The following is a 20,856-nucleotide window of genomic DNA, read 5'->3' as shown; positions in this document are numbered from 1 at the left end:
CCTTCAAGTCAAATTGCTTAAATTTGACTTATGAAAATCTACACAAAAACAGGAGATAAAGGCACTACTGCCCTTTTCGGTGGAACTCGAGTGCCTAAACACCATATTCGTATTGAAAGTTACGGTACCATTGACGAGCTAAATTCGCATATAGGTTTAATCAGGGACCAAGCCATTAACCAATTACATAAAAATGTGTTGATGGAAATTCAAGACCGGTTATTTACAGTCGGAGCTATTTTGGCAACTGACCCAGAAAAAGCCACGCTTAAAAACGGTAAAGACCGCCTAAATATTCCTAAAATATCTGAAGCAGATATAAAGCGTTTAGAAGATAGTATGGATAGCATGAATGCCGAACTTCCGCCAATGACGCATTTTGTTTTGCCAGGAGGACATCAAACCGTGTCATTCTGTCACATTGCCCGTACGGTGTGCCGAAGAGCAGAACGTTTGGCAAGTCATCTAAATGATATAGAACCGTTTCAACCCGAAACACTGATGTATATTAACAGACTATCTGACTACCTTTTTGTATTGGCACGGAAGTTGTCTCAAGAGTTACAAGCTGAAGAGATTAAATGGATTCCAAAAAAGGAATCATAATAACTTCAGGGTTAGAATGGGCAACGCAAAATACCATTCTACAAGTTTTGAGATTATACGTTCTTTTTATTGATGACTTCTCATTTATTAGTAAATACACTTGCCTTAAAGTAAATACTTATAAATGACTAATTAGAGACCGGTGAATTAATATAGTTTAGCTAAAAACTAAATAATTTAATTTTTTCTTGACTTTTTGAACTAAAAAATTATTTTTGCAAAAAAATTAAACACCAAAGTAAATGTATTGGACATTAGAATTAGCATCTTATTTAAGCGATGCGCCTTGGCCAGCAACTAAAGATGAGTTAATCGATTATGCGATTAGAACTGGAGCACCTTTAGAAGTTGTAGAAAATTTACAAGCAATAGAAGACGAAGGTGATTCTTACGATTCTATAGAAGAAATTTGGCCAGACTATCCAACTGACGAAGATTACCTCTGGAATGAGGATGAGTATTAAAAAATAAAAACAATTAGAAAAAAGTCTCTTTCGTTATTACGACAATGAGACTTTTTTTGTTTATAAAGGGTTCTATTTACACAATACAAAGTGTATATTTGAAGCCCTTTTAGACAGATAACTATATGTAAGATTAAGCACTGTCTAAGTCTTAATAACAATATCAAAAAATGTTAGGCTTAGTCTAACATTATCAAAAAATAAACCACATGGGAATACTAGATTCTGTACTTAAAGTGTTTGTTGGCGATAAGTCCAAGCAAGACGTTAAGTCCATAATGCCAATTGTAGAGCAAATAAAAACGTTTGAAAAATCTTTAGAAGCCTTATCGCATGACGAACTAAGAGCTAAAACTACAGCTTTTAAAGCTAAAATTGCGGAAGCACGCGCACCTCTTAATGCGCGTATCCAAGAGCTAAACGAAAAGGCGGAACAAACAGAAGACATCGATGAACGAGAAGATATCTATCAAGAAATTGACCGTATTAAAGACGATATTTATTCGCTTACAGAGGATGTTTTAAACGATATTTTACCTGAAGCGTTTGCTGTTGTAAAAGAAACAGCTAAGCGTTTTGTAAATAGCACAGAAATTGAAGTTACTGCAAATGCCTTTGACAGAGAAATTTCAGGAGAGAATGATTATGTAACACTAGAAGGTGATAAAGCCTATTGGGCAAACTCTTGGGACGCCGCAGGCAAACCAATTACTTGGGATATGGTACATTACGATGTTCAGCTTATCGGTGGTATTGCAATGCACCAAGGTAAAATTGCCGAAATGCAAACTGGTGAGGGTAAAACACTGGTAGCAACCTTACCCGTTTACTTAAATGCTTTAGCAGGTCGCGGTGTACATCTGGTTACAGTTAACGACTACCTAGCAAAACGTGATAGTGCATGGATGGCGCCAATATTTCAATTTCATGGGTTAAGTGTGGACTGTATAGACCATCACAGACCTAATTCCGATGCTAGACGTAAAGCCTACAATGCCGATATCACATACGGTACAAATAACGAATTTGGCTTTGACTACTTACGTGATAATATGTCGCACTCTCCAGATGATTTAGTGCAACGCCCACATCATTACGCTATTGTAGATGAGGTGGATTCTGTTTTAATTGATGATGCGCGTACACCTTTGATTATTTCTGGACCAATCCCTAAAGGTGACCAGCATGAATTTAACGAATTAAAACCAAAAGTAAGTAGCATTGTAGAGACACAACGTAAATACCTTATTGGCGTTTTAGCAGAAGCTAAAAAATTGATTAGCGAAGGTGATACTAAAGAAGGTGGCTTTCAATTACTCCGAGTTTACAGAGGTATTCCAAAAAATAAAGCATTAATAAAGTTTTTAAGTGAAGAAGGTATCAAGCAACTCCTTCAAAAAACAGAAAACTTTTACATGCAAGACAACAATAGAGAAATGCCAAAAGTTGACGCAGAACTCTATTACGTCATTGACGAAAAAAACAATCAAGTAGAATTAACAGACAAAGGTGTAGATTATCTTTCAGGTGACGATGACCCTAACTTTTTTGTAATGCCAGAAATGGGTACTGAAATTGCAAAAATCGAAAATAAAGGGCTATCAACAGAAGAAGAAGCTGCTGAGAAAGAAGAACTATTCCGTGATTTCTCGGTAAAATCAGAACGCATCCATACACTTAGCCAACTTTTAAAGGCTTATGCGCTATTCGAAAAAGATACCCAGTACGTCGTCATGGACAATAAAGTAATGATTGTCGATGAGCAAACAGGACGTATAATGGATGGACGTCGTTATAGCGATGGCTTACACCAAGCGATTGAGGCTAAAGAGAATGTAAAAATTGAAGATGCTACCCAGACTTTTGCCACTGTAACGCTTCAGAATTATTTTAGGATGTACCGTAAGTTATCTGGTATGACAGGTACCGCGGTAACTGAAGCTGGCGAATTCTGGGAAATCTACAAGTTAGATGTTGTAGAAATCCCAACAAATAAACCAATAGCTCGTGATGATAGAGAAGATTTGGTTTACAAAACTAAGCGCGAAAAATATAACGCAGTTGTAGACGAAGTAACAAAGCTTTCGCAACAAGGCCGACCAGTTTTAATTGGTACAACTTCGGTAGACATCTCAGAATTGCTAGGTAAAATCTTAGCACAACGCAAAATACCTCATAATGTACTTAACGCTAAACTTCATAAGAAAGAAGCAGATATCGTTGCAGAAGCTGGTAAACCAGGCCAAGTAACAATCGCTACAAATATGGCAGGTCGTGGTACAGATATTAAGCTATCAGACGAGGTCAAAGCAGCTGGTGGTTTAGCCATTATAGGTACAGAACGTCACGATTCAAGACGTGTAGATAGACAGTTACGTGGTCGTTCAGGTCGTCAAGGAGACCCTGGAAGTTCACAATTTTATGTGTCTTTAGAAGATAACTTAATGCGTCTTTTTGGTAGTGAGCGTATTGCCAAAATGATGGATAAAATGGGCTTAAAAGAAGGCGAAGTTATTCAGCATAGCATGATTTCTAAATCTATAGAACGTGCGCAGAAAAAAGTAGAAGAAAATCAGTTTGGTGTGCGTAAACGTCTCTTAGAGTATGATGATGTGATGAATGCGCAGCGTGAAGTGGTTTACAAACGTCGTCGTCATGCCTTACATGGAGAGCGTCTACGTGTGGATTTAGCAAATATGATTTTTGATACGTCTGAAATCATCACTGAAACTAATAAAGAAGCTAACGATTATAAAAACTTTGAGTTTGAGTTGATTCGTTATTTCTCTATGCCATCTCCAATTTCTGAAGCCGATTTCGAAAAAATGGATGCTCAGAAAATAGCAGGCACCGTTTATAAAGCAGCTTTTGCTCACTATCGCGAAAAAATGCAACGTGCTGCTGATTTAGCATATCCTGTAATCGAAAATGTTTACAATACACAAAGAGATAAATTTAAACGAATTGTCGTACCATTTACAGATGGTAAGAAGACATTACAAGTTGTAACAGATTTAGAAAAAGCTTACGAAACAAAGGGAACACAGTTAATCAATGATTTTGAAAAGAATATCACCCTTGCAATTGTTGATGATGCTTGGAAAACCCATCTACGTAAAATGGATGAATTAAAGCAGTCGGTACAGCTTGCGGTACATGAGCAAAAGGACCCACTTCTTATTTATAAATTTGAAGCGTTTGAATTGTTTAAAGCAATGATTGACCAAGTGAATAAGGATGTGATTTCATTCTTATTTAAAGGCGAAATTCCTCAAGAAACAGCTAACACTATTCAAGAGGCAAAAGCAAGACGTCAAGAAAAAGTCCAAGAACAAAAAGAGGAAATCCAAAATTTAGACGAGCGCGCAGCACAAAGTAGAGCTGCTGGTGCTGGAGCATCAAGACAACAGCAAGTGGTAGAAACTATTGTACGTGAGCAACCTAAAATTGGCCGCAACGATCGTGTAACCATAAAACATGTGATGAGTGGCGAAGCCAAAGAAATGAAGTACAAACAAGCTATCCCTTTAATACAAAAAGGCGAATGGGTTTTGGTTGAATCCTAATTGTTGTCACTCTGAACCTAATATACTTAAAACCCAATGCTTTGCGTTGGGTTTTGTGTTTTAAATTGTTTTTTATTTATTTGAATTGGATTTATAGGACAACTTTATACAAGAGTTGGTTTATCATCATTAAGATACAGGACAAGCCGATAAGGCCGTTATGGTATAATTAGTAGAAGACAACAAACAGAAAATATCATCATGAAGCAAACATTATTATTAGTATTAATCTCGATAATTTTTGGTTTATCACATGCTCAAGATTTAAAAAAGGTCTATTATGATAATGGGCAATTACAAGCTGAAGGCAAAGTAGAAAATGGAAAACAAGTTGGAGTATGGAAAATTTACTACGAAAATGGGCAACTAGTTTCTGTTGGAGAAATAAAAGACAATAAGGAAAATGGAGATTGGAAATATTATCATGACAATGGACAACTTGCTGAAGCTGGAAATTTCGACAATGGAAAAAGAATTGGTACTTGGAGATTTTATTATAATAATGGAAAATTAGAAACAGTTGCCAATTTTGTTGATGGTCAACCGCACGGAGAGTCAAAGTCGTATTGGGAAAACGAAAATTTTGCACAAATTGGGAATTACGATAACGGTAATAGAACAGGTATTTGGAAATTCTATTACAAAAATGGGCAACTACAACAAATAGGCGATAGTAAGAATGGATTGCAAATTGGCGAATGGAAAAGTTATCATGAAAATGGGAACTTAGGTGAAATGGGCGAATATAATGATGGAAAAAAGGTGGGTGTTTGGAAATTTTATTTCAAGAACGGGAACTTAATGAAAACTGGTAATCTTACAAATGAAAAAGAAATAGGTGATTGGAAATACTATCACGAAAATGGAGAATTAAAAGAAATTGGCACATATGATAATAACGGAATAAAAAACGGTGAATGGAAAGAATATTATAGCAATGGGCAATTAAAAAGTGAAGGGAAACAGAGTAAAGGATATAAAATCGGAGATTGGACAGAGTATTATGAAAATGGACAAATTGAAACACGAAGTAGTTATAACAGTGAAGGAGATGAAATAGGCGATTGGAAGTACTATCATGAAAATGGTGAGCTAGGAGGAATAGGTACATATGAAGACGGTAAGCGTATGGGTGAATGGAAAGAGTACCATGATAATGGCAAACTTGCGGCAGTGGTATATTATAAAAACGGGAAAAAAACTGGTGAGTATAAAGAATATCACAAAAACGGTCAGCTGGCATACATTGGAAGGTTTATCAATGATAAAGAATCAGGCGACTGGTTAGAATATGATGAAAACGGGAAATTGACTAGTAAAGAAACTTACATCGATGGAAAATTACAAAACAAATAAAATCTTTATCAAAATGAGCTGGTTTTTGAATTTTACAGCCAACTAAAAGCCTATTACTTTAAATTCCTATTTACTAAAATGGTAAAAGAATTAATTTAAATAATTTACCAAATCAAATATGGATTTAAAAACAACTATTTCCAACCATTTGAAATCCTTAACTAGTATTCAATATTCAAGTATTGAAGGTTCAATGGAGCAATTGAATTCAACAGTAAAGGTTATCAGAAGTTATCAAGATTATTACATTAAGGTCTCGGAATCATATAAAAAAAATCATGAAAGCATAAATCACAAAATAGCTTCAAAACTAACAGTTATAAAAATTGCACTATTAAAATCTAAAAACGAACAACGTTTATTTTTAAGTACGGGTAAACTGAAACACAAAAACAATTATGCAGATTCTTTACAAAAAGTAATAGAGGAACTAAAAGAATTACAAGTTATAATTGAAAAATAACTATTGCCAACAATGCCATAACCTGTACTAAACCGAAAATTAAGGCATATCACCCTGTAAGAGACGATTATACAATACCGTTAACCAATTAAATAACAAAACTTTAAGGAATCCTTATGTACTTGTGTATTAGGATATCCTTACTTTGAAAAATAAAACTTTGTTATGAAAAAAATTAACTTCTTTTTCCTGGTCTTGATTCTTACAACTAGTGCTATTAACAGTCAAACTGTTTTAAATTTAGAACCTATACAAAGTATGTGCATTGCAGGTAAAGGTCCTGGCCAAGATGGTGCTATTAACCCTTACCTTGGTAAAGATTGCATTAGTATTGTAGAAAATATTGGTAAAAACGACTTTTCAATTCGCATTCAAGAAGAGGGAAAAATCATTAAAACTATAGCTATTAAACCTCAGGAGAAGAAGAATATTCCGTTACTTAAAGGTCAAGTATTATACTTTGACACAGAAAAATCAGCCATTGCCAAGGTTGATTTTAAGCAAGTTGCATATTAAAATTCGAGAAGTAATTTAGGGTCTGGACAGTTGGTTTTATAAAACTCCAAATCTTGTAGATTAGAAACACCTGGATAATCTCCATAGAAATCTTGTATATCTTTTATCAGCTGAAAGTGTAAATGCGGAGCATAATCGCCATTAACTTCAGCAGTACCTAAAGTTGCAATTACTTCTCCTTTTAAAATTTGGTCTCCAACGTTTTTATTCTCTAGAGATTCTATACTTAAATGACCGTAAAGCGTATAAAATCTGTAATTTTCTATTTGGTGCTTTAGAATTAGGGTTGGACCATAATCACCATAATTGGTATTATTTTTAAAACTATGAATTTCGCCATCAAGAGGCGCATAAATTGGAGCATTCGCTTCTATCCATAAATCTAGTCCTAGATGGATATTTCTTTCCAAGTCAGGATTTTGTTGATTAAAATGGGAACTGCGATTATAAATACCTCGTTTTTCGATATAACCACCGTAAGCAACTTTAGCCTTATGTTGTTTTATATGATTCCATATATACTGTTCTAAATCATCAGATGAAGACAAATTAACCTGTGTTAATTGCGAATTATCGACAGATAAGTCTATGGCAACGTAGTCTTTGTTTACATAGCTTTCCCCTAATACTGGAAACACATCTAAACCTAATATATAACTTTCGAAAGTTGAAGATGGCATAACTAAAAAATTTCCATAAAAATAAGAATCTATTCTATGGAAAACAGGGAAATAGGTCTAAGAAAATAGTACTATTCTAAATCATACTTTTATATTAAAAAATTGCATCAGCGAAGTAGTTAATTCATTGTCACGCTGCTATACTTAGCATTAACTACAATAGTTTTGCTGGTTGGTTTACCATCGTAGCGTTTTACTGTTTTTTGTTTGGTTGGCTCATTATTATACTTAGAACGATTTCCGTTAAAAAACAAACTATAATTAACACTCTCAGGTATTTCTACGAACGCATCACTATTCTCTAAGACTAGATTTAGATTATTAAATGTTTCGGCAAGATTAGAAATTGTTAAGTCTCCAAAACTTCCATTTATTATGCCAGTATCCGTTAGATTTTTAATGACAATGTTAGATGATTTTGAAGTTAACATTAGGTTATTTGCACGCTTAATTTCAGCATTTTTTACAAAATTGAGATTTAATGACCCCACATTCCAACTATTTATAGCTACCGGAGAGTAAGATACATTGATGGAAGTATCACTTCCATCAATGTTTTCTGCTACAAAAAAGGTATGGGACACATCACCTCTGGCATTATGCACTGCCGATGCAATTTTTAACTCACCATGCCTTACGTTAAGCTTTAACTTTGCTTTTTTAGGCATTGTTATTTTTATAACACGTTTTACTTTACTATTTCTGTCGGAGTTATAGCTTTGCGCAAAAATAGATGCTTTTCTATCCTGCATAGCTTCTTTGCGTTTAGCCGTTTGCTCTGCACGCTTTTCCATAGCTTCAGCTCTTTTTTCAAGAGCCTTTGCGCGTTGCTCCATTTGCTTACCAAAGCGCTCACCCCATGCTTCCATTTTTTTTCCTAAATCTTCTCCCCATTTTTCCATATCCTTTCCAAAACTTTCACCAAATTCTTCTCCCCATTTCTCCATATCTTTTGCCCATTGACCTTCGAAACGCTTTCCGTATTCTTCACCCCATTTAGCCATCTTTTCTTCGTAGCCCGACTCTGCAAATTTCTTTGCCCATGCTTCCATTCGTTTTTGCAGCTCTTTACCACCTTCTTTTTCGTATCTCTTACTCCACTTGGATAAATATTTTTCACCTTCTTTTTGATATCTATCATAATCGAATTGAATGGTCTTAACGCCTTCAGGTAATTCTGGAAGTTCTGGAAATTCGGGCATTTCAGGTAGCTCAGGTAAATCCGGAAAATTAGCCATATTTGGTAAAACCTTAATTTCTGGAATTTCTGGAAGATCAGCAAGACTAAATTCTAGTTCTTGTAATATATCGTCGTAAGAATTTCTTGGAAAAAGACCTGCACCTCTTCCGCCTTCCGAAGAAATATATACTTTATCTAGTGTTGCATCAAAGTTTAAATTCCACGTTTTTAATGCTTTTTTTAAGTCCTCTTGAGATAGCACATCACTCTCTAAATAGGCTTCGATTTTTACTTCATCTTTATTCCATGTATCAATTTCTATCTCTACATAATTGGTATTTAATTCTACTACAACATCCTTATTAACCTTGGCTGTTTGCGATGTTTTAATTTCCTTCTTTTGTGCAAATCCTATTGTGGTGATTAAGCACAACATAAAAATTTTGATTGTCTTCATTGTTTTGGTTTTTAAACTGTTCGTTTTTTGATTTATAATTAAGATTAGATACTTACTTGGTCATAGTTGGAAGAGTTGAACTCTTTCAATTTTTCTTTGAGTCGCATTACTAAATCCAACCTAAACTTTAGATTATCAATAAGTGCGTCCAAGGTCGCTTCGTTAGGGCCATTTTCGTTTAACTCTCTTGTAAGCTTGTTATATTCGGAATTGAGTTCTTTTAATCTGGCGATATAACCATCTACCAAATCTTTATTTTGTGGGGTAAGTACAACTTTAGAAAGCTCTAGATTGATACTTGCCAAATAGTAATCTTCGACCTTTTTTAAATCAGGAGAGATATCTCCCATAGTTTTTAGGTCTTTAGTTTCTACAATATTACTAGGTACTATTGGATCTGTTACACCACCAAAATATTTCACTGCGCCATAGCTTAATCCTAGTAGTACAACAACGCTTGCTGCTATATTAAAAAATCCAAAATGACTAGACTTCTTTTTCTGCGGTAAGGCATCCTCTAACTTTTGCAAAAAACGAGCCTCGTGTCCTTCCGACATTTTTATATGCTCATCTGTTGGTTGATTTTTAAATAAATCTCTAAGATTCTGTCCCATTTTTCTCTAGTTTTAGTAAGGCTTTCAACTTTTGTTTTCCTCGTGACAATTGCGTTCGAGACGCCACTTCTGATATGTTTAATATTTCTGAAATTTCTTGATGATCATAACCTTCAATTAAATACAACATAACCACATACTTATACTTTTCTGGTAGCTGTTCAATGGCAAATTTTACATCGTCAATTGTTACATTCTCCTCAACAGACCAATCGTCCTCAGCAGTATCTACTATCTTTAGCTGTACATCTTCTATATCCATAAGACGCTCTTTTTTGGTTTTTAGAACATCTATGCTCTTGTTAATTACGATACGTTTTAACCAAGCTCCAAAAGTGACTTCTGCTTTATATTGCTCCAATTTTGCAAATGCCTTTATAAATGCTTCTTGCACCACATCTTCTGCTTCCATTGTATCTTTTACAAAACGTTTTGCCACGATTAACATGCCATTGCAGTATTGATTGTAAAGCTTTAATTGCGCTTTTCGGTCGTTTTGTTTGCACTTTTCAATGATGTCTGCTCGAAACATTCTTGGTTGGCTTTGGTTGTTTTTTATTTACCGTGATAATTTGTAGGTAAATCGATTGGTTTGTCTTAAAGACGATACATTTTTCTAAGTGTTGCAAAAAGTTGAAAAAAAGTTGAAAAAAAATGTTCACGTTAAAAATATGTTGTCTCAAGTCTTAAATTTAGGGATTTCAATTATCTTTAAAACTTAATTTTAAAATTCCATTTTTAAGAATTTATGTTGAAACGTATTCTAATTATTCTGTTCATAGCCGCTTTAGGTTTATTATTATATTCTGTTTTTGTTGAAAATATTTTTTCACCGCGTCTAAGTCCAAAAGACTCTGCTGCCATTGAGCTAAATGATTTAAAATTAGAAGTCGAATACAACAGACCATCTAAACGAGAGCGTGAAATTTTTGGAGCACTTGTCCCTTATAATAAAGTGTGGCGAACAGGCGCTAACGAAGCTACTACATTTAAAACCAATAAAGATTTAATTATCCAAGGAATGCTTTTACCCAAAGGAAATTATACCTTATGGACGGTACCTATGCAAAATTCTTGGAAAGTCATGTTCAATTCTGGCCAATATCAATGGGGCGTTGACGAAAAGATGGAACCCATGTGGGACCCTAATTATGATGTTGTAGAAATTGAAGTACCATCTAAAAATCTAGATACTACAGTTGAAAAGTTTACTATAGCGTTTGATAATACAACAGGTGATTTAAAATTAACGCTAGCATGGGATAACACAAAAATTGAAGTCCCAATAAAACAAAAGAATTCTTCTTCTGGAGAAAATGTAAAACAGAAAAACTAAACGTTTACCTTGGCAAAATCGAAACCCAAAAAATCTGCACTTAAAGAGAATGATGGCATTAAACAGCCTGAGTCATTAAGTTCGGTTTCTGCAAAAGCCATAAAATCTAAACGCCAAAAACAACCCTCTGCCGAAGAGTTAGTAAAAGGTATTATCCAAGGCAATATTACCGCTTTAAGCCGCGCAATTACTCTGATTGAAAGTACTAATCCCTCACATACTAAAAAAGCCAATACTATTATTAACGCATGCCTACCGTATGCAAATAATTCTATTCGCATAGGAATTACAGGTGTTCCTGGCGTCGGAAAAAGTACATTTATAGAAGCTTTAGGGGTTTACCTCATCAAAAACAGTAAAAAGGTTGCGGTTTTAGCCGTAGACCCAAGCAGCACCTTAAGTAAAGGTAGTATCCTCGGAGATAAAACCCGTATGGAAGATTTGGTAAAAACCAAAAATGCGTTTATTCGTCCATCACCTTCAGGAGACTCTCTGGGTGGTGTCGCAAGAAAAACAAGGGAAACTATTATTCTGTGCGAAGCGGCTGGCTTTGATACTATTTTAATTGAAACTGTTGGTGTAGGCCAAAGTGAAATAGCTGTACACAGTATGGTCGATTTCTTCTTGCTGCTAAAATTAGCTGGTGCTGGAGACGAACTACAAGGAATAAAGCGTGGCATTATTGAAATGGCGGATGCCATAGTAATTAATAAAGCTGATGGAGAAAATATTAAAGCTGCCAATGCTGCTAAGTTAGAATTTAATCGTGCACTGCATTTATATCCAGAAAAAGCGTCAGGATGGACACCTAAAACAACGCTATGTAGTGCTTTAAAAAATGAAGGCATTTCCGAGGTTTGGGATATGATAACGGACTATGTTTTAAAAGCAAAATCTAATAACTATTTTAATAGACATCGGAAACAACAGAATACCTTTTGGCTATTACAAACCATTGAAGAACGTCTAAAATCTAATTTCTACAACCGTTCTATTATTAAAACAGAACTCAAAAAACAAATTGCATTAATCGAAGAGGGAAAAACCACGCCTTTTAATGCGGCAGAGTATTTATTGGGTCTTTGAAATTACGAGTAGTTTTCTTTAAACCACTTTACTTGTGCTTTAATACTTTCCTTCAGCGTAGTTGTAGGATTATAACTAAGTAATTTTCGTGCTTTATCTATATTAGCTTTGGTACGTAATTGGTCACCTGCGCGCTTAGGTTTTACTACTATTTTAATTGATTTACCCAAAACGTCTTCTACAGTATCTATTCCCTGTTGTGTTGTATATTCTGCTTCCGTTCCTAAGTTAATTACTTCGCCGTTAACTCTAGTTTCTTTACCAATAACACTTACTATTCCATCAATGATATCACCAACGTAAGTAAAACTCCTTAAATGTTTTTCGCTACCTTCAAATAAAGGAAAAGCGTCTCCTTTAAGACCTAAATCAATTAATTTGGTGTACATTTTTTCTGGGCGTTCTCGTGGACCTATCACAGAATAAAGCCTAAGTGAGCAAGTCTTAAAATGGTCTTTTTCACTTTGCTCTAAGACTAATTTTTCGGCCATGTATTTAGTAACGCCGTAGTCCGACGCGGGATTAGGCACTGCCGTTTCTGGAGAAGTCGCTTCTAATCCATAAATAGAGGACGTCCCAATGTTTACAAATAGCTTTAAGCTCTTGCAGGACTTCGCAAATTCGATTAAATGTTCGGTTCCGGTGACATTATTAGAAAAGTAATCATCGTAAGTAGCAGTACTAGACAAACCAGGTTGCGCCGCAAAATGAAAAATATAATCGAAATCTTTTGGCAGATGTTTAAAACTCTTCTTATCTCTTAAGTCTAGAACAATAATCTTTCCACCTTTTTCTTTGACTGACAAGGCATTTTGTTTTTTTAACTTTTTACTGTAATACGGTGAAAAATTATCGACACCAACAACAACATGACCCAACGCTAAAAGGCGCTCTGCACAATGCGACCCAATAAATCCTGCTGCTCCTGTGACTAAAGTTTTCATTTGTTTACGCTACTTTTTTATGTACCTATCGGTCTTGAAATATCGATTACACAAATAAACATCTTTTTTTGGTATTAGAGCAAAGCTATATGAAGTTAGGTAAAAACGATACATTTGTTGAAACTGTTTAGAGCTACAGATGAAATCGTCTTTTACTATTATAGTTCCTGTTTATAACGAAGAAGAGAATTTAATCCGATTGGAGAACGAATTGGTTTCGTATGTAAAAGATGCATTAATCAACACGTCCGTGTTATTTGTGAACGATGGATCTACTGATAATAGCTTAGCTTTTATTGAAGATATCTGCCATAGACAAGATACATTTAATTATATCTCTTTAAAACAAAATAGCGGATTAAGTACAGCATTAAAAGCTGGTTTTGATACCGTTAAAAGCGACCTCGTTGGGTACATAGATGCTGATCTACAAACAGACCCAAATGATTTTAATCTATTGTTACCTTATACCAACAACTATCAATTGGTAACAGGTGTAAGATTAGAGCGACAAGATAGTCTGATTAAACGTTTATCTTCAAAATTTGCAAATGGCTTCCGAAAGTTATTCACAAATGATGGTATTGATGATACTGGATGTCCGCTTAAAATAATTCACACAGCTTATGCAAAGCGTATTCCCATGTTTAGAGGATTACATCGCTTTTTGCCTGCAATGATTTTACTTCACAACGGAAACGTAAAACAAGTTCCAGTTAAACATTTTCCACGGTTAGCTGGTAACTCAAAGTATAGTGTAAAAAACAGATTCTTTGGACCTTTTCTAGATTGCTTTGCCTATCTGTGGATGAAGCGAAAATACATTAATTACCACATCGATAAGCGCTCTTAATCTTTAAAAAATCGCTTTAAAACTAATCCTGAAAGTTTATAGAATCCAAAACCGGTTAGTGCTCCAAATGCCATACCACAGACAATATCAATAGGAAAATGCACGCCAACATAAATACGGCTGTAAGCAACCATAGCTGCCCAAAATAACAGTATAAAAATTAAGTTTTTAAAATAAGGCCTTAAAAGTAAACCTCCAAAGACTGCAGCTGCCATTGAATTTGATGCGTGCCCAGAAAAGAAGCTCCTATTAGCACTACAACGCTCGGCTATGAATCTAATTTTATCCATAATTTCTTCACAGGCACAAGGTCTAAAACGTAGTACTGCACGCTTAACAACATTTGTCATTTGATCAGTAAACGTGATTAATGCCACAATTATTAAAATAATAACTAATAATTTCTGCCATCCGTATTTTTTGTAAACCAGAGTTAGCAGAATAATGTAAAGCGGAATGAAACTTAATTTATTGGTTACTATTAGCCAAAAACCATCCCAAGTCTCGTTACCTAAACCATTGAGATAAACGAATAATTCTGTATCGTATTCTAATATTTGTTCTAGCATTAGTCTTCGTATCGTGAGACTTCTCTATCGTAGAATTCGGTAGCTAAACGAATATAATTTTCGGTTTCGGTAGCCAATTCCTTTTCGTCATGTTGGTCAAATTCTTCGAACCATTCGACCTCATCATTTTCAAGATTGATAATAAATCTTGGAAATTCTGTATGAATGATAAAAATAGCGTCTGGATAGTCTGTGTTATCTCCTAAAATGAACTTTGGTAATTCCATTTAATTAGTTTTCGTTTACTAAAATTAATCGTCTGGTCAAATATACAAACCTTATATATAACAATAGTGCGGCAGAACTTAATCCTGCTAATAATCCTATCCAAATTCCTAAACTTGCAAGACTATCTTCTTTACCTAAATAATAACTTATCGGGAAACCTATAAGCCAATACGCAACAAACGTAATTAAAGTTGGTATATAAACGTCTTGTAATCCTCTAAGCGCACCTAAAACAATGACTTGTAAACTGTCTGTAATTTGAAATACTGCTGCTGCCAATAATAATGTTGCTGCTATCTCCACCACTTCTGCGATGTCTAATGCATCTACTGGATTATCTAAATCGACATAAAGATTTGGAAGTACCTCATTAAATACCGCAAAGAATAAAGCAAATACCACTGCAAAAACAAAACCCAGTAAAAAAATAGATTGTGCTATGCGTTTAAGTTCTGGGAAATTTTTTAGTCCTTTTTGGTTTCCTACACGTACCATTGCTGCCACACTTAAGCCCGTTGCAACCATAAAAGTCATCGAAGATAAGTTTAATGCAATTTGATTAGCAGCTTGAGCGTTGGCACCTAACGTTCCACTTAACCAAATAGCTGCAGTAAAAATCCCTACTTCAAAAAACATCTGCATGGCACTCGGTAGTCCTAGATTTATAATTTTTTTTAAGGCTTGTTTAGTGAGGTGAAATAGCTTAATGCCTGTAACATAAGCTCTTGATTTTTCTTTTCTAGATAATAAAAACCAGAGGTAAAATAACATGACGAAACGAGAAATTAATGTTCCGACAGCGGCTCCTACTATACCCATTTCTGGAAAACCGAACTTCCCGAAAATCAATACATAATTAATAGCTACGTTGAGAACATTTGCCAAAATGGTAGCGTACATGGGGTATTTGGTAAGCGATAAACCATCGCTAAATTGTTTAAATGCTTGAAAAACGATTAATGGCACTAACGAAAACGCTACTAAATCTAAGTATGGAATGGCTAAGGCAACAACTTCTTCTGGTTGTTCCATAATATACATTAGTGGTTTTGCCAATAGTAACATCCCAAACAATAGCAAAGCTAATACGATACATAAAAATAGGCCATGTTTAAAAGCGGACTTTCCTTTTCCTAAGTTCTCTTCTGCATCAGCTTCTGCTACCAAAGGTGTAATGGCAGTGGAAAAACCAATACCTAAAGACATAGCAATGAATATAAAGCTATTACCTAAAGATACCGCAGCTAACTCTGCGGCTCCTAATTGCCCTACCATGACGTTATCCACAAAACTAACAAAGGTATGTCCTAGCATACCCAGTATTACGGGTGTCGCTAATTTTAAATTATATGAAAACTCTTTGGTGTAATTGCTCAAAACCATGGCGTAAAAGTAGCGGTTTTGATTTTAGTTTTTAAGCTAGTTTGACTGATTTATTTTCGAAATTCCTTTACTCAACATTGGGTAATTTGTAACTTCGAAAAGCGCCATAAAATCCAAATAATGAAAGTGCGAGAATAACGCCTTCGATAGAGATGAGTGATACCAATGCACTTAAACCTCCTGTTAATAATAGAATAAGACCAATAACCGTATTACTAACCGATACATAGTCGGTTCTTTGATTTCCTTTGGCCATGTCTACGACATAGGTCTTCCTACCCAATCTAACACCGCCATGAGCAATACCGAGAACAAAAAATGCAATTGGATATAACCATAACTGGGACCGTAATGTTTCAGCAAATGTTACTAAAACAACCATAAAAACACCAAGGACTGATGCTATAATAACTGCTATTGCCATCGTATTCTTACTAGAGTTATCTGCCATTTTACCCCAAAAAGGTGAGCTAACAATAGAAGCAATACCATTTGCCAAAATAAGCAATCCTAATAAGTAACTTTCCTTACCTACATATTCTTGTGCTAGTAAAACATAAAACGGCGCTGATAAAGCAGAACACAATAACAGAGATCTTGCAATAACGAAATTGCGAAACTGAGTATCTGTTTTAAGAAGCGAAAATTTGGAGAATACAGTTTGTTGGTTTTCTTTATCAGTTGACACTTCTCCAGGAAACTCTTTTATTGTACTGTAAATAAGAGCTGCAAAAATCCACATAAAAGATGCAAAGAACATTAAGTTCGTATAGAAGCTAACTCCTGCATTTGTGTTAGACTTATAAATAATATACAAACCAGCAATTAATACCAAAACACCAGAAAGTGAAACCGTATAACCACTTAAACGCCCTCGTCTAGTTTTTGGAATAGTTTTCCCAATAACGTCTTTGGATGTTACTGAACAAAGACTCCTAGCTAAGCTAAAGAAAATGAGACAAGCTACGATAAGCCAGCCAGCTGTGGCATTTTTAAAAAATAATGCTACAACCCCAATTAAACCGATAAATACAAATTGTAATACTGAACCAATAACCCATATCCATTTTCTTATTTTTTTCTTACTAATGTAATTGGAGATGGCAATTTGAGGAATCATTGCTCCCGATTCCCTAATTGGCACGATAAGACTGATTAGATATACAGGAGCGTTGACGTAACTCATCAACCAAGTTAAAACTGTTTTAGGATTGCTTAATGTATCCCCTAACTTGGTAAATGTATGTGTAAGTAATATTTTAAAAAAATTAGGAACGGTGTACTCGCATGCCTCATCTGTAAGACCTTTACATACACGCTCTTCAGACTCGTTATTAAGATAATCGTAAAGTTTCTCTAGGTTGGTCTTAGACATTTAACAAAGATACAATATGAAAACTATCAAAAACTAAACTTAAAATAATGCTTGCTCAAAGCGCTAATATTTAAAGTTTTACGAATTATAGATTGGTTATAATAATGCTACATTCTGCTTAGCAGTTTCAAACTCAGCAACGATTTCTTTTACTATCTCGGTCACTGGTTTTATATCATGAATTAATCCTGAGATTTGTCCGATTTCGAGTTCGCCATCTTCTAAATCACCCTCAAACATACCACGCTTGGCTCGTGCACGTCCTAAAAGTTCTTTGAGTTGCTCGACTGTTGGTCCTGTTTTGTAAAGCTCTTGAACTTCGTTATAAAACTTGTTTTTTATAAGTCTAACAGGAGCTAATTCTTTTAGAGTAAGTTGCGTATCACCTTCTTTAGCATCCACAACAACCTGCTTAAATGCTTGATGTGCAGAAGATTCTTCACTAGCTACAAAACGACTACCTACTTGCACGCCATCTGCACCTAAGACCATTGTTGCTAACATGGCTTTTCCTGTGGCAATTCCACCAGCAGCTATCAATGGAATACTCAACTGTTCTTTCACCATTGGTATTAATGTTAAAGTCGTTGTTTCGTCACGACCATTGTGTCCTCCGGCTTCAAAACCTTCAGCAACAACTGCATCAACACCTGCAGCTTCTGCTTTTAATGCAAATTTTACACTACTCACTACATGCACTACGGTAATTCCTCGTTCCTGTAACCAATTGGTCCAAGTCTTTGGATTTCCTGCGGACGTAAAGACAATCTTAACTCCTTCTTCAACAATGATATCCATAATCTCTTCGATGTTTGGATAAAGCATAGGGACATTAACGCCAAACGGCTTGTCTGTCGCAGCTTTACATTTTTGGATATGCTCGCGCAATACATCAGGATACATTGATCCCGCACCAATTAATCCTAAAATGCCTGAATTACTGGCTGCAGAAGCTAATCGCCAGCCACTATTCCAAATCATTCCGGCTTGGATAATGGGATACTTTATATCGAAGAGTGATGTGATTTTATTTGCCATTTCATCTTTTATTTAATGGCTTAAAGTTAGATAAAAGATGCAGAACCAAGTTCAGCATGACAGAGAAATTATTAAGAAATAACGCCAGAACCAATAAGCTCATCGTCCAAATACCAAGCAACAAATTGTCCCTCAGTGATTGCGGATTGTTTATTCTGAAACTCTACATACAAACCAGAATCAACTTTATAAAGTGTCGCGTTTTCTAAAGGCTGACGGTAACGAATACGCGCCTTTACTTGCATAGTTTCGTCATCTTTTAACGCTAAATCTTCACGCACCCAATGCAATTCTTCATTTTTTACAAATAATACAGAACGTAATAATCCTGGATGATTTTTACCTTGACCTGTATAAATGACATTTTCGTTAACATCGGTTTCAATGACAAACAAAGGTTCTTTTGTGCCACCAACTGCCAAGCCTTTACGTTGGCCTTTGGTGAAATAATGAGCGCCTTGATGCTTCCCTACGACTTTACCATCTGAGATACTATATTCAGTTTTATCTGCATGAAATGCCAATTCATTAGTTTTAGAATCAAATCTAGGAATAGATTTGTGATAGGTATTTAATGTTTCAGGAATCTCAACAATAACGCCTTCTTTTGGTTTAAGTTGTTGTTGTAAAAACTCTGGCAAGCGCACCTTACCAATAAAACAAAGTCCCTGAGAATCTTTTTTCTCTGCAGTGATTAAGTCTTGTGCTTTTGCAATTTCGCGGACTTCAGGTTTTGTTAACTCTCCAATGGGGAACAAAGCTTTAGCCAATTGCGCTTGCGATAATTGACACAAAAAATAAGATTGGTCTTTGTTTGTGTCTACACCTGCTAGTAATTGATGGATTTGTTTTCCTTCTTTTTCGAAAGTAGCTTTACGACAATAATGACCCGTAGCTACATAGTCCGCACCAAGCTCTAAAGCAATATCCATAAAGACATCGAACTTTATTTCTCGATTACAAAGTACATCCGGATTTGGTGTACGTCCATTTTCGTACTCCTTGAACATGTAGTCTACGATACGCTCTTTGTATTGCACACTTAAATCTACAGTTTGGAATGGAATGCCCAACTTATTAGCAACCAGCATTGCATCGTTACTATCTTCTAGCCATGGACATTCGTCTGATATGGTGACAGAATCATCGTGCCAGTTCTTCATAAACAAGCCAATAACCTCATAACCTTGCTCTTTTAAAAGGTATGCAGCTACACTGGAATCTACACCTCCAGAAAGGCCTATGATGACACGGGATTTATTCATTTTGCACTAATAACTATTGGATTCTATAAATAGAGGACAAAATTACAAAAATAAAAGGCTTTAAAGCACAGCATTGCTATTGCGAAAAACAACTGGTACTATAGATAAAATTTATTGCTTTTTGTATAAAACTTTATCAGTATCGTGATTAACTTTTCTTGTTAAGACACCATTCTTGTAATACTCCCAAATACCGACTTTTAGATTATCCTTAAAACTACCTTTTGCTTGAATATTTCCATCTGCATCATAATATGTAGAGATACCATTTAATTTATCATCCTTGTATAATGACTCTTGCAAGAGCTTTCCAGACTCTGCATATATTTTAGATATACCATTTAAAAGCCCGTTTTTATAAGTCTCTTCCTCCGCAATTTGACCTCTTACAAAAAATACAGTGCGCTTGCCATCTAATTGCCCCTGAAGATTATAATTTTCTTCTATCATGACGTTATTAGAATTTTTATGATAAAATAGCCATCGACCAATAAAGTCCTTGCCAGCCATTTTACCTTGACTAATAATCTTACCGTTTGAAGCTAAAAAAGTAACCTCGGCTTTATTATCAATGCTATTAAAAACTTTCACAGCACTCAAAACACTTTTTTTTCGCTTTAGCTTATAATACTTAAACGTATCAATTTCTTTTCCATGGACAAATTGCCCTTCATAACGTAATTGATTTGTATTAGGATAGGTTTTCTTCCAGATACCGTGTCTTTTCCCGTCTTTATCAAAACTATTTATCTCGTTCTGAGCGGTTAACGATGTTAAAGTTATTGTAAAAAAAAGTAGAAACTTGAATTTATGTTTAATCATTTTATAAATTTGTTAAACAAGATGAACAACAATATTAACTTTCAAAACTCAAAAA

21 protein-coding genes are annotated in these 20,856 nt (G+C 35.0%); 9 read left to right on the top strand and 12 right to left on the bottom strand.

Annotation, left to right across the window (positions count from 1 at the left end):
* The first annotated feature begins 30 nt into the window (after positions 1 to 30).
* From DFQ05_RS01535 to DFQ05_RS01510, 6 genes are all read left to right on the top strand, one after another.
* Positions 31 to 606 carry a cob(I)yrinic acid a,c-diamide adenosyltransferase gene (locus DFQ05_RS01535; RefSeq protein WP_132702873.1) on the top strand — a complete coding sequence of 192 codons (576 nt, stop codon included), beginning with the start codon at positions 31 to 33 and terminating at the stop codon, positions 604 to 606.
* Positions 607 to 848: 242 nt separating this feature from the next.
* The gene (locus DFQ05_RS01530; protein ID WP_008272287.1) at positions 849 to 1,070 is read left to right on the top strand and encodes a DUF2795 domain-containing protein; all 222 of its coding nucleotides are present in this window, start codon (positions 849 to 851) and stop codon (positions 1,068 to 1,070) included.
* Between the two features lie 209 nt (positions 1,071 to 1,279).
* Complete coding sequence (gene secA, locus DFQ05_RS01525; protein ID WP_132702871.1) at positions 1,280 to 4,636, top strand: preprotein translocase subunit SecA; 3,357 nt, start codon at positions 1,280 to 1,282, stop codon at positions 4,634 to 4,636.
* 201 nt (positions 4,637 to 4,837) lie between these two features.
* Positions 4,838 to 5,992 (top strand): toxin-antitoxin system YwqK family antitoxin, encoded by a 1,155-nt coding sequence (locus DFQ05_RS01520; protein ID WP_132702869.1) that lies wholly within the window; start codon positions 4,838 to 4,840, stop codon positions 5,990 to 5,992.
* Between the two features lie 118 nt (positions 5,993 to 6,110).
* Positions 6,111 to 6,455, top strand: coding sequence for a hypothetical protein (locus DFQ05_RS01515; protein WP_132702867.1), 345 nt, complete (start codon positions 6,111 to 6,113; stop codon positions 6,453 to 6,455).
* A gap of 165 nt (positions 6,456 to 6,620) precedes the next feature.
* On the top strand, positions 6,621 to 6,971 hold the full coding sequence (locus DFQ05_RS01510; RefSeq protein ID WP_132702865.1) for a hypothetical protein: 351 nt from the start codon (positions 6,621 to 6,623) through the stop codon (positions 6,969 to 6,971).
* Here the strand turns inward: DFQ05_RS01510 and DFQ05_RS01505 are convergent.
* The 4 genes from DFQ05_RS01505 to DFQ05_RS01490 all read right to left on the bottom strand — a co-directional run bounded on the left by DFQ05_RS01505 (position 6,968) and on the right by DFQ05_RS01490 (position 10,434).
* Complete coding sequence (locus DFQ05_RS01505) at positions 6,968 to 7,651, bottom strand: peptidoglycan DD-metalloendopeptidase family protein (protein WP_132702863.1); 684 nt, start codon at positions 7,649 to 7,651, stop codon at positions 6,968 to 6,970. The two genes, DFQ05_RS01510 and DFQ05_RS01505, sit on opposite strands and share 4 nt — an antisense overlap.
* A 119-nt stretch (positions 7,652 to 7,770) precedes the next feature.
* A complete protein-coding gene (locus tag DFQ05_RS01500; RefSeq protein WP_132702861.1) occupies positions 7,771 to 9,288 on the bottom strand; it encodes a YggN family protein in 1,518 nt (505 codons plus the stop codon).
* A gap of 44 nt (positions 9,289 to 9,332) precedes the next feature.
* Positions 9,333 to 9,902, bottom strand: coding sequence for a hypothetical protein (locus DFQ05_RS01495; protein ID WP_132702859.1), 570 nt, complete (start codon positions 9,900 to 9,902; stop codon positions 9,333 to 9,335).
* Positions 9,886 to 10,434 carry an RNA polymerase sigma factor gene (locus DFQ05_RS01490; protein ID WP_132702857.1) on the bottom strand — a complete coding sequence of 183 codons (549 nt, stop codon included), beginning with the start codon at positions 10,432 to 10,434 and terminating at the stop codon, positions 9,886 to 9,888. Before DFQ05_RS01490 ends, DFQ05_RS01495 begins: the two co-directional genes overlap by 17 nt.
* A gap of 216 nt (positions 10,435 to 10,650) precedes the next feature.
* Here DFQ05_RS01490 and DFQ05_RS01485 point away from each other — a divergent pair, with 216 nt between their 5' ends.
* Both DFQ05_RS01485 and meaB read left to right on the top strand, forming a co-directional pair.
* Complete coding sequence (locus DFQ05_RS01485; protein ID WP_132702855.1) at positions 10,651 to 11,238, top strand: DUF2911 domain-containing protein; 588 nt, start codon at positions 10,651 to 10,653, stop codon at positions 11,236 to 11,238.
* 9 nt (positions 11,239 to 11,247) lie between these two features.
* Positions 11,248 to 12,324 (top strand): methylmalonyl Co-A mutase-associated GTPase MeaB, encoded by a 1,077-nt coding sequence (gene meaB / locus DFQ05_RS01480; RefSeq protein WP_132702853.1) that lies wholly within the window; start codon positions 11,248 to 11,250, stop codon positions 12,322 to 12,324.
* 2 nt (positions 12,325 to 12,326) lie between these two features.
* Here meaB and DFQ05_RS01475 read toward each other — a convergent pair whose 3' ends face one another.
* Complete coding sequence (locus DFQ05_RS01475; protein WP_132702851.1) at positions 12,327 to 13,268, bottom strand: NAD-dependent epimerase/dehydratase family protein; 942 nt, start codon at positions 13,266 to 13,268, stop codon at positions 12,327 to 12,329.
* Between the two features lie 139 nt (positions 13,269 to 13,407).
* Here DFQ05_RS01475 and DFQ05_RS01470 point away from each other — a divergent pair, with 139 nt between their 5' ends.
* Positions 13,408 to 14,121 carry a glycosyltransferase family 2 protein gene (locus tag DFQ05_RS01470; protein WP_132702849.1) on the top strand — a complete coding sequence of 238 codons (714 nt, stop codon included), beginning with the start codon at positions 13,408 to 13,410 and terminating at the stop codon, positions 14,119 to 14,121.
* Here the strand turns inward: DFQ05_RS01470 and DFQ05_RS01465 are convergent.
* The 7 genes from DFQ05_RS01465 to DFQ05_RS01435 all read right to left on the bottom strand — a co-directional run bounded on the left by DFQ05_RS01465 (position 14,118) and on the right by DFQ05_RS01435 (position 20,801).
* Positions 14,118 to 14,690 carry a phosphatase PAP2 family protein gene (locus tag DFQ05_RS01465; RefSeq protein WP_132702847.1) on the bottom strand — a complete coding sequence of 191 codons (573 nt, stop codon included), beginning with the start codon at positions 14,688 to 14,690 and terminating at the stop codon, positions 14,118 to 14,120. The two genes, DFQ05_RS01470 and DFQ05_RS01465, sit on opposite strands and share 4 nt — an antisense overlap.
* On the bottom strand, positions 14,690 to 14,917 hold the full coding sequence (locus tag DFQ05_RS01460) for a hypothetical protein (RefSeq protein WP_132702845.1): 228 nt from the start codon (positions 14,915 to 14,917) through the stop codon (positions 14,690 to 14,692). Before DFQ05_RS01460 ends, DFQ05_RS01465 begins: the two co-directional genes overlap by 1 nt.
* Positions 14,918 to 14,921: 4 nt before the next feature.
* On the bottom strand, positions 14,922 to 16,301 hold the full coding sequence (locus tag DFQ05_RS01455) for an MATE family efflux transporter (RefSeq protein ID WP_132702843.1): 1,380 nt from the start codon (positions 16,299 to 16,301) through the stop codon (positions 14,922 to 14,924).
* Positions 16,302 to 16,368: 67 nt separating this feature from the next.
* On the bottom strand, positions 16,369 to 17,676 hold the full coding sequence (locus DFQ05_RS01450) for an MFS transporter (protein ID WP_132702841.1): 1,308 nt from the start codon (positions 17,674 to 17,676) through the stop codon (positions 16,369 to 16,371).
* A 96-nt stretch (positions 17,677 to 17,772) separates the two neighbouring features.
* Positions 17,773 to 18,714 carry an NAD(P)H-dependent flavin oxidoreductase gene (locus DFQ05_RS01445; RefSeq protein ID WP_132702839.1) on the bottom strand — a complete coding sequence of 314 codons (942 nt, stop codon included), beginning with the start codon at positions 18,712 to 18,714 and terminating at the stop codon, positions 17,773 to 17,775.
* Positions 18,715 to 18,785: 71 nt separating this feature from the next.
* Entirely contained in the window at positions 18,786 to 19,979 is a 1,194-nt protein-coding gene (gene mnmA / locus DFQ05_RS01440; RefSeq protein WP_132702837.1) for a tRNA 2-thiouridine(34) synthase MnmA, read from the bottom strand.
* Positions 19,980 to 20,090: 111 nt separating this feature from the next.
* Positions 20,091 to 20,801: a toxin-antitoxin system YwqK family antitoxin gene (locus DFQ05_RS01435; protein ID WP_132702835.1), complete on the bottom strand. Its 711-nt coding sequence runs from the start codon at positions 20,799 to 20,801 to the stop codon at positions 20,091 to 20,093.
* Between the last annotated feature and the right edge of the window lie 55 nt (positions 20,802 to 20,856).

This window comes from Winogradskyella wandonensis, assembly GCF_004346845.1.
In the GTDB taxonomy this organism is placed as follows: Bacteria; Bacteroidota; Bacteroidia; order Flavobacteriales; family Flavobacteriaceae; genus Winogradskyella; species Winogradskyella wandonensis.
Note: the sequence above shows the minus strand (reverse complement) of the source record. Positions and strands in the feature narration are given on the sequence as shown.

Coding starts and splice junctions, on each gene's coding strand:
- DFQ05_RS01445 (WP_132702839.1), bottom strand. CDS start 18,714: ATGGCAAATAAAATCACATCACTCTTCGATATAAAGTATCCCATTATC.
- DFQ05_RS01520 (WP_132702869.1), top strand. CDS start 4,838: ATGAAGCAAACATTATTATTAGTATTAATCTCGATAATTTTTGGTTTA.
- DFQ05_RS01495 (WP_132702859.1), bottom strand. CDS start 9,902: ATGGGACAGAATCTTAGAGATTTATTTAAAAATCAACCAACAGATGAG.
- DFQ05_RS01530 (WP_008272287.1), top strand. CDS start 849: ATGTATTGGACATTAGAATTAGCATCTTATTTAAGCGATGCGCCTTGG.
- DFQ05_RS01500 (WP_132702861.1), bottom strand. CDS start 9,288: ATGAAGACAATCAAAATTTTTATGTTGTGCTTAATCACCACAATAGGA.
- DFQ05_RS01450 (WP_132702841.1), bottom strand. CDS start 17,676: ATGTCTAAGACCAACCTAGAGAAACTTTACGATTATCTTAATAACGAG.
- DFQ05_RS01465 (WP_132702847.1), bottom strand. CDS start 14,690: ATGCTAGAACAAATATTAGAATACGATACAGAATTATTCGTTTATCTC.
- DFQ05_RS01505 (WP_132702863.1), bottom strand. CDS start 7,651: ATGCCATCTTCAACTTTCGAAAGTTATATATTAGGTTTAGATGTGTTT.
- secA (WP_132702871.1), top strand. CDS start 1,280: ATGGGAATACTAGATTCTGTACTTAAAGTGTTTGTTGGCGATAAGTCC.
- DFQ05_RS01470 (WP_132702849.1), top strand. CDS start 13,408: ATGAAATCGTCTTTTACTATTATAGTTCCTGTTTATAACGAAGAAGAG.
- DFQ05_RS01455 (WP_132702843.1), bottom strand. CDS start 16,301: ATGGTTTTGAGCAATTACACCAAAGAGTTTTCATATAATTTAAAATTA.
- DFQ05_RS01435 (WP_132702835.1), bottom strand. CDS start 20,801: ATGATTAAACATAAATTCAAGTTTCTACTTTTTTTTACAATAACTTTA.
- DFQ05_RS01485 (WP_132702855.1), top strand. CDS start 10,651: ATGTTGAAACGTATTCTAATTATTCTGTTCATAGCCGCTTTAGGTTTA.
- DFQ05_RS01535 (WP_132702873.1), top strand. CDS start 31: ATGAAAATCTACACAAAAACAGGAGATAAAGGCACTACTGCCCTTTTC.
- DFQ05_RS01490 (WP_132702857.1), bottom strand. CDS start 10,434: ATGTTTCGAGCAGACATCATTGAAAAGTGCAAACAAAACGACCGAAAA.
- DFQ05_RS01475 (WP_132702851.1), bottom strand. CDS start 13,268: ATGAAAACTTTAGTCACAGGAGCAGCAGGATTTATTGGGTCGCATTGT.
- DFQ05_RS01460 (WP_132702845.1), bottom strand. CDS start 14,917: ATGGAATTACCAAAGTTCATTTTAGGAGATAACACAGACTATCCAGAC.
- mnmA (WP_132702837.1), bottom strand. CDS start 19,979: ATGAATAAATCCCGTGTCATCATAGGCCTTTCTGGAGGTGTAGATTCC.
- DFQ05_RS01510 (WP_132702865.1), top strand. CDS start 6,621: ATGAAAAAAATTAACTTCTTTTTCCTGGTCTTGATTCTTACAACTAGT.
- DFQ05_RS01515 (WP_132702867.1), top strand. CDS start 6,111: ATGGATTTAAAAACAACTATTTCCAACCATTTGAAATCCTTAACTAGT.